This window comes from Streptomyces sp. NPDC028907, assembly GCF_055564995.1.
In genome coordinates, this window is record NZ_JBVHVE010000013.1 from 210,622 (window position 1) to 222,443 (window position 11,822).

The following is an 11,822-nucleotide window of genomic DNA, read 5'->3' on the forward strand; positions in this document are numbered from 1 at the left end:
TGATAGCGCTGCCTGGTGGGTGATCTGCCCGATCGATCCCGCCCGTTGCCGCCTGCACCGCAGCGGGAACTGCACGGCCTTGGTCTAAAGGCCCTGATCGGCGGGGACGGCCGCGTCCAGTGGCACGGCGGAGAGGGTGAAGGGGAGCACCTCGGGCGGGAGTCCGTTGATCCAGCGGCTGTACTGGCTGTTGACGACCAACGCCCGGTCGCGGGCGAGGGAGATGGAGCTGGGGTGGTGGAAGCCGCCAGGTGCGAGAAGCCGGCTCGTGTAGCGACCTTGGGACAGATCGGGGGACATGGCGATGACGGTCACCTGGGGGGTGAGGCCCGGGACATCGTTGATATTGCCCTGGACCACGTACAGCAGCCCGTCGCGAAAGGCCAGCCCGTCGCCGTTGGGCAACTGGTGGCCGCCGAGGTCGACCCGGAGCACCTGCCGCGTGTACCGATCGATGCGCCACAGCTGCCCGGTGGAGCTGTTGACGGTCAGCAGATGGCCTCCGACGCAGGTGATGCCGTTGAGATTGTGACGACCGTCGATCCACTCGATGGGTGTGGCGGTGACGTCGAGCCAGCGTTCGAGGCGCCAACCGCTGCCGGAATCGGCAAGTCGATAGACGACGGGCCGGAAGGAGTCGGTGGCGTACGTGCTGCCGTCCGGCGCGACGGCGATCTCGTTGACGAAACCGCCGTCCACGCCGCGCAGCAGGGCCAGCAGTGCGCCGCGTTCGGTGTCGTACACCCGCAAGGTGCCGGTATCCGCGCCCCCGACCATGAGCCGTCCGGCGGAGTCGATCGCCATCCCGGACGTGGTGCTGCGGCCATCGGCGCCGTCGGCCGACCACGAGCGCACCGCGGACTTGGTCAGATGGCCACGGTAGAGGGTGCCGTCCGCGGCGCTGCCGACATAGATATGGCCGGTGCGCGGGTCATACGCGTGCCCGCTGGGGAAGGCCCGGTCTCCGGGGACGATGTACTCCGCCGGCAGCCGGCCGGCACCGGGCAGCACGCTGCCGCCGGCCTGCGCGGTGGCCAACGTCGGCCGGGTCCAGGCCGCCGTGGCCACCACGGCGGCAGTGCCGGCGGCGGCGGTCAGCATCCTCCGCCGCGACACGGGCTGTTGTCCCATCACATGCTCCATCTCGTCGGGGCCGGGCACGGTCGGGGCCGGCCGGTGCGGGCCGGGGCCATGATGGCCCGGCATGTGGCAGGCTCCCGTCGCTTTGCCGTTTCAGGGGACTGCCAGGACCACCCACACGGCAGCCGCATCGACGATGATGTGGCCATGCCTCGGCGGGCAGATCTCGGAGAGTTCATCCTGCGTCTGGAGCCTTGGCCGGGCCGGTACCTGCGCCCGTGGCGGTGATTGCGGCGCCGACCTCGTCCAGGTCGGCGGCGGTCAGCTCCAGATCTCCTGCACCGATCCAGCCGTCGATCTGGGAGGCCCTGCGGGCGCCCACGATGGCGCCGCTCATGCCCGGCCAGGCCAGCACCCAGGCGATGGCCACCTCGGCCACGCTCGCCCCGTGTCGCGCGGCGATCGGCTTCAGCGCGTCGGCGAGCTGGAGGTTGGCGGCCAGCCCGGTGGTGAAGTCGGCATGCGCGGACCGCCAGTCGTCGGCGCCCAGCGACGCCGCCCGCTCGGCGGTGAACGCGCCGGTCAGCAGTCCGGACTGCATCGGCGAGTAGGCGATCACGCCGGTGCCGTTGGCGGCCGCCCACGCGACCTCGGCCGCGGCAGACCGGTTGATCGCCGAGAACGGCGGCTGGATCGCGTCCACGTGCGCAATCTTCTCGGCCGCCTCCAACTGCGTCAGGTCATGGTTGGACAGCCCGATCGCACCGACCTTGCCCTCGGCCTTCAGATCGGCCATGACCTGCCAATACTCCTCCAGCGGCGTGGCGTTGGGCGATACCGTGCCGAAGCCGCCACCGGCGTACTCCAGAGACTCGCCGGTGTCGGGCCAGTGCACCTGATAAAGGTCGATCCGCTCCACGCCCAGCCGCCGCAGCGAGTCCTCGACCTCGCGGCGCACGCCGGCGGGCTTCATGATCCGCCGAGGCGCGGCCGATGGGTTGTCCCGGTCCCACACCAGGCCGGCCTTGGTGAAGACGTACGGCTTCTCGGAAAGATTCGCGATCGCCTTCCCGACCAGTTCCTCCGAGTGGCCAAGGCCGTACACAGCTGCGGTGTCGATCCAGTTCACGCCCGACGCGATCGCGTGCCGGACAGCGGAGATCGACTCGGCGTCGTCGGTGTTGCCCCAGCTGAACATCCAACCGGACCCGGCCACTACCCAGGATCCGAACCCCACCCGGGTGATCTCCATCCCGGTACGGCCCAGCGGTTGCTTAGCAAGCATGGCTCTCTCTTTCCATGGCAATGGATGGCGGTGTGAGGTTCCCCGGCACACCGGACGGCTTCCAGTCGGATCCGCCGCGGGGCCCAGCGCGCGTCCTCGCGCTGCCTGCCGGATGACACGTGGTTCCACCCCGGTCACGGCAAGGACTCCACCCTCGGCGCCGAGCGCCCGCACCTGGCCGAGTGGAAGGCGCCGCTGTCGGCGCTCAGGTCGAAGCTCATCTCGCCGACCACATAGCTGCCCTTGAAGGCCGCCCGGGTGCCGTTGAGGTCCTCCTCGAAGGTGCCGTCGCGGTTGAGCCGCAAGACGAGGTCGCCGTCCTTGCTGGCCCAGGTGCCGACGAGCATGGCGGGAGAGGCCTCGGTCCCCGGCGTGCCCGAGGTGCTCTGCGTGGGCGTGCCCGCTCGCGCCGGGGTCGTGTGGCCGCGCCCATCGGGGTCCCGGCCTCGGCGGTACAGGCCGTGAGGGTGATGAAGGCGACGATCACGAGGGCTGTGTGCTTCATGCCGACCACTGTCGGCCGGGCCGCGCGAGCCTTACCAGGGCAGGTCCATCCTGGGGAAAAGCTCCCCACCCTGACGGGGTGGTGTCCTGCCCATAATGGGTGGTGTGGATCGACGGACAGAGTTGAGCATGTTCCTGCGTTCGCGGCGGGACCGGGTGACACCGCAGGAGGTCGGGCTGGCCACGCACGGCCGGCGCCGGGTGCCGGGGTTGCGCAGGGAGGAGCTCGCCCAGCTCGCAGGGGTGAGCATCGATCACTATGTACGGCTGGAGCAGGGACGTAATCCTCACGTGTCCGAGCAGGTGCTCGACGCGATCGCCCGGGCCCTGCGGCTCAGTGCCGACGAGGCCCGCCACTTGCGCAACCTGGCCCGTCCTGAGTCCAGCCGCTTCCAGCAGGAGCCGGTGGCCAACGTGCGTGCCTCGCTGCGGATGCTGCTGGACACCCTCGCGGGACCGGCCTACATAGTGGGACCGTGCGCGGAGTTCCTCGCCTGGAACGACCTGGCCAGGGGCGTGTTCGCCGACTTCCCCACGCTGTCGGTGGCCGAACGCAACGCCGCCCGGCTGGTCTTCTTCGACCAGACCTTTCGCGAGCTGTTCGGGCAGAGCCTGCCGGGCAAGTGTGCCGACACCGTCGCCTACCTGCGCCTGAACGCCGGTCGGCACGCCGACGACCCGCGACTCATCGAGCTCATCGGCACGTTGTCCATGCGCAGCCAGGAGTTCCGCCGGTTATGGGCGCAGCAGGACGTCAACGACAAGTCGCACGGCCGCTACCGGCTCAACCACCCGCTGGTAGGACCGCTCGACCTGCACTACGAGGCCGTGGATGTGGCCGGGGCGGGCAACTGGAAGCTGATCGCCTACTCGGCCCAGCCCGGCACCCCGTCGGCCGACGCGCTGCGGCTGATCGGCAGCTGGATCTCCAGCTGATCCGGCTCGCTCACCCGAGCCAGGCGAGATCCTGACCGCACACTGGTGAAATTGCAGCTCTGAGGTCCCCCTCCTCTTGGAACCCCGGGCTCGGGTCGGGGATCCGAGTCAGCCGTTCCGGGCGTACGCGACGAAGGCAGCCCAGCAACGATGGCGGGCCGTGAACGCACCCCACCTCGTCGCGGTCGGCAGGATCGTGCTTGGTGACCTGGTAGACGTATGGCGGCACGTCACTGCCCGCCGGAGGTCGAAGGCGCTGCTGCTGGGGGCCTAGTGGCGTTCAAGGACGCGGTACACCGTGGCAACGAGATGAAACTCCATCCTCGTGGTTCTGTGACCTGCCAGGCTTCGAACGATGCGTCGGCCGAACACGTCAGATGCGTGCCACTGTCGAACACCATCCGCAGGACGCCGGACTTGCACCCCACAGAAGAACCCCGCACCTGGTACCAGGTGCGGGGTTCTTCGTCGTCGTAGGATGCGCAGCTCCGCTCCGGGAACGGATCGCCTGCGATCATGGTCACAGGCGGCGTCTTCCGCACCTTCGAGCGCGAGTGCCCCGCCCCTCCGCGCGAGATGCAGGGGCAGGGCGCTCGTTCACATCAGGTCAAGAACCGGCAAGTTGGCGCAGCACGTAGTGCATGATGCCGCCGTTGCGGTAGTAGTCGGCCTCACCGGGGGTGTCGATGCGGACGACCGCGTCGAACTCGACGCCCGTGTCGGTGGTGACCTTGACCGTGCTCGGGGTGGTGCCGTTGTTCAGCTCGGTCACGCCGGTGATGGAGAAGGTCTCCTCGCCGGTCAGGCCGAGCGAGTCGGCCGACTGGCCCGCCGGGAACTGCAGCGGCAGGACGCCCATGCCGATGAGGTTCGAGCGGTGGATGCGCTCGTACGACTCGGTGATGACGGCCTTGACGCCGAGGAGGGCCGTGCCCTTGGCCGCCCAGTCGCGGGACGAGCCGGAGCCGTACTCCTTGCCGCCCAGGATGACCAGCGGGGTGCCGGCGGCCTGGTAGTTCTGCGACGCGTCGTAGATGAAGGAGACCGGGCCGCCCTCCTGCGTGAAGTCGCGGGTGTAGCCGCCCTCGGTGCCCGGCGCGATCTGGTTGCGCAGGCGGATGTTGGCGAACGTACCGCGGATCATGACCTCGTGGTTGCCTCGGCGGGAGCCGTAGGAGTTGAAGTCACGACGCTCCACACCGTGCTCGGTGAGGTACTTGCCGGCCGGGGTGTCGGCCTTGATGGCGCCGGCGGGCGAGATGTGGTCGGTGGTGACCGAGTCGCCGAGCTTGGCGAGGACGCGGGCGCCGGAGATGTCGGAGACCGGGGTGGTCTCCATCGTCATGCCCTCGAAGTACGGGGGCTTGCGGACGTAGGTCGACTCGGCGTCCCACTCGAAGGTGTCGCCGGTCGGGATCGACAGCGCCTGCCACTGGGCGTCACCGGCGAACACGTCCTCGTACGACTTGGAGAACATGTCCTCGCCGATGGCGTTGGCGACGACGTCGTTGACCTCGGCCTCGGAGGGCCAGATGTCCTTCAGGTAGACCGGGTTGCCGTCCTGGTCGGCGCCCAGGGCGTCACGCGTGATGTCCACCTTCATGGAGCCCGCGATGGCGTACGCGACGACCAGCGGCGGGGAGGCCAGGTAGTTCATCTTGACGTCGGGGTTGATCCGGCCCTCGAAGTTCCGGTTGCCGGAGAGGACCGAGGTGACCGCGAGGTCGTGGTCGTTGACGGCCTTGGAGACCTCCTCCGGCAGCGGGCCGGAGTTGCCGATGCAGGTGGTGCAGCCGTAGCCGACGAGGTTGAAGCCGACCTTGTCCAGGTACGGGGTGAGCCCGGCCTTGTCGAAGTAGTCGGTGACGACCTTCGAACCCGGGGCGAGAGTGGTCTTGACCCACGGCTTGCGGGTCAGGCCCTTCTCCACGGCCTTCTTCGCGACGAGCGCGGCGGCGACCATGACGTACGGGTTGGAGGTGTTGGTGCAGGAAGTGATGGCCGCGACGGTCACGGCGCCGTGGTCGATCGTGTACGTCGAGCCGTCGGGGGCGGTCACGGTGACCGGGTTGGACGGGGCGCCGTTCGGGGCGACGGCCGGGGCGTCGGAGGCCGGGAAGGACTCCTGGCCCGCCTCGTCCACGGAGTCCACGTAGTTGCGTACGTCCAGCTTGAACTGCTCGGCGGCGTTCGCGAGGACGATGCGGTCCTGCGGACGCTTCGGGCCGGCGATGGAGGGCACGACCGTGGAGAGGTCGAGCTCCAGCTTCTCGGAGAAGTCCGGCTCGGCCTTCGGGTCCAGCCAGAGGCCCTGCTCCTTGGCGTACGCCTCGACGAGCGCGAGCTGCTGCTCGGAGCGGCCGGTGAGCTTCAGGTACTTGATGGTCTCGTCGTCGATCGGGAAGATCGCGGCGGTCGAGCCGAACTCCGGCGACATGTTGCCGATGGTGGCGCGGTTCGCGAGGGAGGTGGCGGCGACGCCCTCGCCGTAGAACTCGACGAACTTGCCGACGACACCGTGCTTGCGGAGCATCTCGGTGATGGTCAGCACGAGGTCGGTGGCGGTGGTGCCGGGGGTGAGCTCGCCGGTCAGCTTGAAGCCGACGACGCGCGGGATGAGCATCGAGACCGGCTGGCCGAGCATCGCGGCCTCGGCCTCGATGCCGCCGACGCCCCAGCCGAGGACGCCGAGGCCGTTGACCATGGTGGTGTGCGAGTCGGTGCCGACGAGGGTGTCGGGGTAGGCCTGGCCGTTACGCACCATGACCGTGCGCGCCAGGTGCTCGATGTTCACCTGGTGGACGATGCCGGTGCCCGGCGGGACGACCTTGAAGTCGTCGAAGGCGGTCTGGCCCCAGCGCAGGAACTGGTAGCGCTCCTTGTTGCGGCCGTACTCCAGGTCGACGTTCTGCTTGAAGGCGTCCGACGTGCCGAACTTGTCGGCGATGACGGAGTGGTCGATGACCATCTCGGCCGGCGAGAGCGGGTTGACCTTGGCGGGGTCGCCGCCGAGGGCCTTGACGGCCTCACGCATGGTGGCGAGGTCGACGACACAGGGCACGCCCGTGAAGTCCTGCATGATCACGCGGGCCGGCGTGAACTGGATCTCCTGCGACGGCTGGGCCTGGGAGTCCCAGCCGCCGAGGGCGCGGATATGGTCGGCGGTGATGTTCGCGCCGTCCTCGGTGCGGAGGAGGTTCTCCAGCAGCACCTTCAGGCTGTAGGGGAGGCGCGCGGCGCCCTCGACCTTGTCCAGCCGGAAGATCTCGTACGACTCGTCACCCACGCTCAGCGTGCTGCGGGCGTCGAAGCTGTTCGCCGACACGACAGTCTCCTTCATTTCTGTGCGCTTACCACCGCATCCTGCCGCCACACCGTCTTGGCCGATCCGCTAAGGTAAGGCTAAGTTAGGTATGCCTTACCGAGGTGGGCGACTGCGGTACGCCTCGGCAGATATCTCGATGTCGAGATAACTCTAGTACATGGGGCCGGGATGGTCATGTCCCGGGGCTTCGACATGCGCCCTTTGCATGACCATGCGCCTTCATGCATACTCTTCCTATGTCCAAGGTCCTCACCTCCCTGCCCACCGGCGAGCGCGTCGGCATCGCCTTCTCGGGCGGTCTCGACACCTCGGTCGCGGTCGCCTGGATGCGCGACAAGGGCGCCGTCCCGTGCACCTACACCGCTGACATCGGCCAGTACGACGAGCCCGACATCGCCTCGGTGCCCGGCCGCGCCAAGACCTACGGCGCCGAGGTCGCGCGCCTGGTCGACTGCCGCGCGGCGCTGGTCGAGGAGGGCCTGGCCGCGCTGACGTGCGGCGCGTTCCACATCCGTTCCGGCGGGCGCGCCTACTTCAACACCACGCCGCTGGGCCGTGCCGTCACCGGCACGCTGCTGGTGCGGGCGATGCTGGAGGACAACGTCCAGATCTGGGGCGACGGCTCGACCTACAAGGGCAACGACATCGAGCGGTTCTACCGCTACGGCCTGCTCGCCAATCCCCACCTGCGGATCTACAAGCCGTGGCTGGACGCCAACTTCGTGACGGAGCTCGGCGGCCGCAAGGAGATGTCGGAGTGGCTGGTCGCCCATGGCCTGCCCTACCGGGACGCCACGGAGAAGGCGTACTCCACCGACGCCAACATCTGGGGCGCCACCCACGAGGCCAAGACCCTGGAGCACCTGGACACCGGCATCGAGACCGTCGAGCCGATCATGGGCGTCCGGTTCTGGGACCCGTTGGTCGAGATCGCCGCCGAGGACGTGACGATCGGCTTCGAGCAGGGCCGCCCGGTCACCATCAACGGCAAGGAGTTCGCCTCCCCCGTCGACCTGGTGATGGAGGCCAACGCCATCGGCGGCCGGCACGGCCTCGGCATGTCGGACCAGATCGAGAACCGGATCATCGAGGCCAAGAGCCGCGGCATCTACGAGGCGCCCGGCATGGCCCTGCTGCACGCGGCGTACGAGCGCCTGGTGAACGCGATCCACAACGAGGACACCCTCGCCCAGTACCACAACGAGGGCCGGCGCCTCGGCCGTCTGATGTACGAGGGCCGCTGGCTGGACCCGCAGGCGCTGATGATCCGCGAGTCGCTCCAGCGCTGGGTCGGCGCCGCGATCACCGGCGAGGTCACCCTGCGGCTGCGGCGCGGCGAGGACTACTCGATCCTCGACACCACGGGCCCGGCGTTCAGCTACCACCCGGACAAGCTCTCCATGGAGCGCACCGAGGACTCGGCCTTCGGCCCGGTCGACCGGATCGGCCAGCTCACCATGCGCAACCTCGACATCGCCGACTCGCGTGCCAAGCTGGAGCAGTACGCGGGCCTCGGCCTGATCGGCACCGGCAGCCCCACCATCGGCGCCTCCCAGGCCGCCGCCACCGGCCTGATCGGCACCATGCCGGAACTCCCCGAGGGCGGCGCCGAGGCCATCGCCTCCCGCGGCGAGGTCTCCGAGGAGGACGCGCTGCTGGACCGCGCGGCGATGGAGTCCGGCACGGACTGACCCGCCGGGACGGAGCACTGGACAGGCCGGTTCGACGTTATGGACGTCGGACCGGCCTTTTCAGGCCAGCTCCCACCCGCGTCCGGTCCGCACCACTAGTCTCACCGGATGATCATCTGGCTGAACGGAACCTTCGGCGCGGGCAAGACCACCACCGCCGGTGAGTTGGTCGACCTCGTGCCGGACGCGACGATCTTCGACGCCGAGTACGTCGGCTACATGCTGCAACACGTCGAGAAGCTCCCCCAGCTGGGTGACTTCCAGCACTGGCCGCCGTGGCGCCACCTGGTGGTGGAGACGGCCACCCAGCTGCTCGGCTACCTGGGCGGGGCGCTCGTCGTGCCGCAGACGGTTCTCGTCGAGCGGTACTGGACCGAGATCCGCACCGGCCTGGAGAAGGAGGGCGTCGCGGTCCATCACTTCGTGCTCCACTCCGACCCGGACACGCTCACCCGCCGGATCGAGACGGACGACGCGACCAACGCCCAGTTCCCGAAGGCCCGCCAGTGGCGCCTCGACCATCGCACCGCCTACCGCGACGCCCTGCCCTGGCTCAGTCGAGAGGCAGAGGTCATCGACACCGCCCCGCTCTCCCCCCAGCAGGTCGCCCGGCTGGTCGCCGAAGCCGTTTCCGCGGACACTCCGTGACGAGCTGCCATCAGTTCGGCAAGTCGGGGTAACCGAGAGGTACGTACCCGACCTCGGAGGGAGGCATCCGTGCCCCTCACATTCCGCAAGAGCTTTCGGATCCTGCCCGGAGTGCGGCTGAACATCAACCGGCACTCCTGGTCCATCACCACTGGTGGCAGGCACGGACCACGGCGCACGCACAGCAGCACCGGACGTCGTACGACATCGATGGATTTGCCCGGACCTTTCGGGTGGCGTCGTACCCGTGCCGCCAGGCGGCGTTGACGACCCGTCACCCGAATGGCCCCCTCGGGAATGTGCCATCTCATATCTGAGATAACCTCAATCCCATGGCAGACGATTACCTCGTACGCATCGGCAAGCTCATCCGTGACGCCCGGCAACACCGTGGCTGGACACAGACGCAGCTGGCCGAGGCGCTCGGCACCTCCCAGAGCGCCGTCAACCGCATCGAGCGCGGCAACCAGAACATCAGCCTTGAGATGATCGCCCGTATCGGCGAAGCCCTGGACAGCGAGATCGTGTCCCTCGGCTACGCCGGTCCGATGCATCTGCGTGTTGTCGGCGGACGTCGGCTGTCCGGTTCCATCGATGTCAAGACCAGCAAGAACGCCTGTGTGGCCCTGCTGTGCGCCTCGCTGCTCAACAAGGGGCGCACGGTGCTGCGCCGGGTCGCCCGCATCGAGGAGGTCTACCGCCTCCTGGAGGTGCTCAACTCCATCGGCGTGCGCACCCGTTGGATCAACGACGGCGTCGACCTGGAGATCGTGCCGCCGGCCGAGCTGAACATGGCGGCGATCGACGCGGAGGCCGCCGTCCGCACCCGCTCGATCATCATGTTCCTCGGGCCGCTGCTGCACCGTATGGACCACTTCAAGCTGCCCTACGCCGGCGGCTGCGACCTCGGCACCCGGACCATCGAGCCGCACATGATCGCCCTGCGCCGCTTCGGCCTGGACGTCGCGGCGACGGAGGGCCAGTACCACGCGGTGGTCGACCGCGCCATCTGCCCCGACCGCCCGATCGTGCTGACCGAGCGCGGCGACACGGTCACCGAGAACGCGCTGCTGGCCGCCGCGCGGCACGACGGCGTCACCGTCATCCGCAACGCCTCCTCCAACTACATGGTCCAGGACCTCTGCTTCTTCCTGGAGACGCTCGGCGTCCGCGTCGAGGGCATCGGCACGACGACGCTCACCGTCCACGGCGTACCGGACATCGACGTGGACGTCGACTACTCCCCCTCCGAGGACCCGGTCGAGGCGATGAGCCTGCTGGCCGCCGCGGTGGTGACGGAGTCGGAACTGACGGTGCGTCGCGTCCCCATCGAGTTCCTGGAGATCGAGCTGGCGGTCCTGGAGGAGATGGGCCTCGACCACGACCGTACGCCCGAGTACTTCGCGGACAACGGCCGTACGCGCCTGGTCGACCTGACGGTCCGCCCCTCCAAGCTGGAGGCGCCGATCGACAAGATCCATCCCATGCCCTTCCCGGGCCTGAACATCGACAACGTCCCGTTCTTCGCCGCCATCGCGGCCGTCGCCTCCGGCAAGACCCTCATCCACGACTGGGTCTACGACAACCGGGCCATCTACCTCACCGACCTCAACCGCCTCGGCGGCCGCCTCCAGTTGCTGGACCCGCACCGCGTCCTGGTCGAGGGCCCCACCCGCTGGCGCGCCGCCGAGATGATGTGCCCACCGGCACTGCGGCCCGCCGTGGTCGTCCTGCTGGCGATGATGGCGGCGGAGGGGACGTCCGTGCTCCGCAACGTGTATGTCATCAACCGGGGTTACGAGGACCTGGCCGAGCGGCTGAACTCTATCGGGGCGCAGATCGAGATCTTCCGGGACATCTGAATGACGGATGCCGCCACACCCTGCCTGACCTGCACTGATGCTGGTCTGGAGGGGGTGCGGCGGCACCTCTGGGACTTCCCTGGGACTTTGGACCAGGACCGGGTTTCTGCCGGTCGTCCGGGCTACCCGAAGACCGCGTCGATGGCGGCACTGCCGCGTGCACCCGCGCGGGGCAGGAAGTGCGCGTATTTCCGGAGCGTGAACCCGGGGTCCGAGTGGCCGAGCCACCGGGCCAGGGAGACCACCGACTCGCCGGCCTCCTACAGGCCGGGTCGGGGTGTGACGATCTCGGTTTCCGGTCAGGTGCAGGACCTGCCACTTCGTCGTGGAAGGAGTCCTGTGATGGCCAGGCCGGTACGGGCCCGTCGGCTGACGGACGAGGAGGGCCGCACCCGGATTCACAGGTGACCGGGATCGCGTCGCAGCCATGGGGGCCAGCGGTGCCAGTGCTATCGAAGTGTCCTCGGACGACAGTCCCGGCCGGTGGTCAT

The 11,822-nt window shown here is 68.7% G+C and carries 9 protein-coding genes and 2 pseudogenes; 5 read left to right on the forward strand and 6 right to left on the reverse strand.

Annotated elements, in window-relative coordinates; all coding sequences use genetic code 11:
• Nucleotides 1-84: 84 nt before the first annotated feature.
• From ACZ4UU_RS34175 to ACZ4UU_RS34185, 3 genes and pseudogenes are all read right to left on the reverse strand, one after another.
• Nucleotides 85-1,131, reverse strand: a complete 1,047-nt coding sequence (locus tag ACZ4UU_RS34175) for an SMP-30/gluconolactonase/LRE family protein (RefSeq protein WP_471907258.1) — start codon at nt 1,129-1,131, stop codon at nt 85-87.
• Between the two features lie 184 nt (nt 1,132-1,315).
• Nucleotides 1,316-2,365: an aldo/keto reductase gene (locus tag ACZ4UU_RS34180; protein ID WP_471907259.1), complete on the reverse strand. Its 1,050-nt coding sequence runs from the start codon at nt 2,363-2,365 to the stop codon at nt 1,316-1,318.
• A 251-nt stretch (nt 2,366-2,616) separates the two neighbouring features.
• A pseudogene (locus ACZ4UU_RS34185) lies at nt 2,617-2,712 on the reverse strand (hypothetical protein); the annotation flags it as partial.
• A 253-nt stretch (nt 2,713-2,965) separates the two neighbouring features.
• Between ACZ4UU_RS34185 and ACZ4UU_RS34190 the strand changes: the two are divergent.
• The gene (locus ACZ4UU_RS34190; RefSeq protein ID WP_471907260.1) at nt 2,966-3,805 is read left to right on the forward strand and encodes a helix-turn-helix transcriptional regulator; all 840 of its coding nucleotides are present in this window, start codon (nt 2,966-2,968) and stop codon (nt 3,803-3,805) included.
• A gap of 230 nt (nt 3,806-4,035) precedes the next feature.
• Here the strand turns inward: ACZ4UU_RS34190 and ACZ4UU_RS34195 are convergent, their stop codons facing one another.
• Together ACZ4UU_RS34195 and acnA are read right to left on the reverse strand one after the other, a co-directional pair.
• Nucleotides 4,036-4,323 carry a DUF6188 family protein gene (locus tag ACZ4UU_RS34195; RefSeq protein WP_471907317.1) on the reverse strand — a complete coding sequence of 96 codons (288 nt, stop codon included), beginning with the start codon at nt 4,321-4,323 and terminating at the stop codon, nt 4,036-4,038.
• 89 nt (nt 4,324-4,412) lie between these two features.
• On the reverse strand, nt 4,413-7,130 hold the full coding sequence (gene acnA, locus ACZ4UU_RS34200) for an aconitate hydratase AcnA (RefSeq protein ID WP_471907261.1): 2,718 nt from the start codon (nt 7,128-7,130) through the stop codon (nt 4,413-4,415).
• Nucleotides 7,131-7,366: 236 nt separating this feature from the next.
• Between acnA and argG the strand changes: the two genes are divergently transcribed.
• The 4 genes from argG (at nt 7,367) to ACZ4UU_RS34220 (ending at nt 11,331) form a co-directional block, all read left to right on the forward strand.
• Nucleotides 7,367-8,821 (forward strand): argininosuccinate synthase, encoded by a 1,455-nt coding sequence (gene argG / locus ACZ4UU_RS34205; RefSeq protein WP_471907318.1) that lies wholly within the window; start codon nt 7,367-7,369, stop codon nt 8,819-8,821.
• Between the two features lie 108 nt (nt 8,822-8,929).
• Nucleotides 8,930-9,469 carry a P-loop nucleotide/nucleoside kinase family protein gene (locus tag ACZ4UU_RS34210; protein WP_471907262.1) on the forward strand — a complete coding sequence of 180 codons (540 nt, stop codon included), beginning with the start codon at nt 8,930-8,932 and terminating at the stop codon, nt 9,467-9,469.
• A 69-nt stretch (nt 9,470-9,538) separates the two neighbouring features.
• Complete coding sequence (locus ACZ4UU_RS34215) at nt 9,539-9,736, forward strand: DUF4236 domain-containing protein (protein WP_369173088.1); 198 nt, start codon at nt 9,539-9,541, stop codon at nt 9,734-9,736.
• Between the two features lie 65 nt (nt 9,737-9,801).
• Nucleotides 9,802-11,331, forward strand: coding sequence for a helix-turn-helix domain-containing protein (locus ACZ4UU_RS34220; RefSeq protein ID WP_471907263.1), 1,530 nt, complete (start codon nt 9,802-9,804; stop codon nt 11,329-11,331).
• A gap of 122 nt (nt 11,332-11,453) precedes the next feature.
• On the opposite strand, the pseudogene ACZ4UU_RS34225 reads toward ACZ4UU_RS34220, so the two are convergent.
• Nucleotides 11,454-11,591 (reverse strand): annotated as a pseudogene (locus ACZ4UU_RS34225) (integrase); the annotation flags it as partial.
• Nucleotides 11,592-11,822: the final 231 nt, after the last annotated feature.

Excerpts from the sequence above, each read along its gene's own strand:
- ACZ4UU_RS34175 (WP_471907258.1), bottom strand. The coding sequence starts at position 1,131 with ATGGGACAACAGCCCGTGTCGCGGCGGAGGATGCTGACCGCCGCCGCC.
- ACZ4UU_RS34180 (WP_471907259.1), bottom strand. The coding sequence starts at position 2,365 with ATGCTTGCTAAGCAACCGCTGGGCCGTACCGGGATGGAGATCACCCGG.
- ACZ4UU_RS34190 (WP_471907260.1), top strand. The coding sequence starts at position 2,966 with ATGGGTGGTGTGGATCGACGGACAGAGTTGAGCATGTTCCTGCGTTCG.
- ACZ4UU_RS34195 (WP_471907317.1), bottom strand. The coding sequence starts at position 4,323 with ATGATCGCAGGCGATCCGTTCCCGGAGCGGAGCTGCGCATCCTACGAC.
- argG (WP_471907318.1), top strand. The coding sequence starts at position 7,367 with ATGTCCAAGGTCCTCACCTCCCTGCCCACCGGCGAGCGCGTCGGCATC.
- ACZ4UU_RS34210 (WP_471907262.1), top strand. The coding sequence starts at position 8,930 with ATGATCATCTGGCTGAACGGAACCTTCGGCGCGGGCAAGACCACCACC.
- ACZ4UU_RS34220 (WP_471907263.1), top strand. The coding sequence starts at position 9,802 with ATGGCAGACGATTACCTCGTACGCATCGGCAAGCTCATCCGTGACGCC.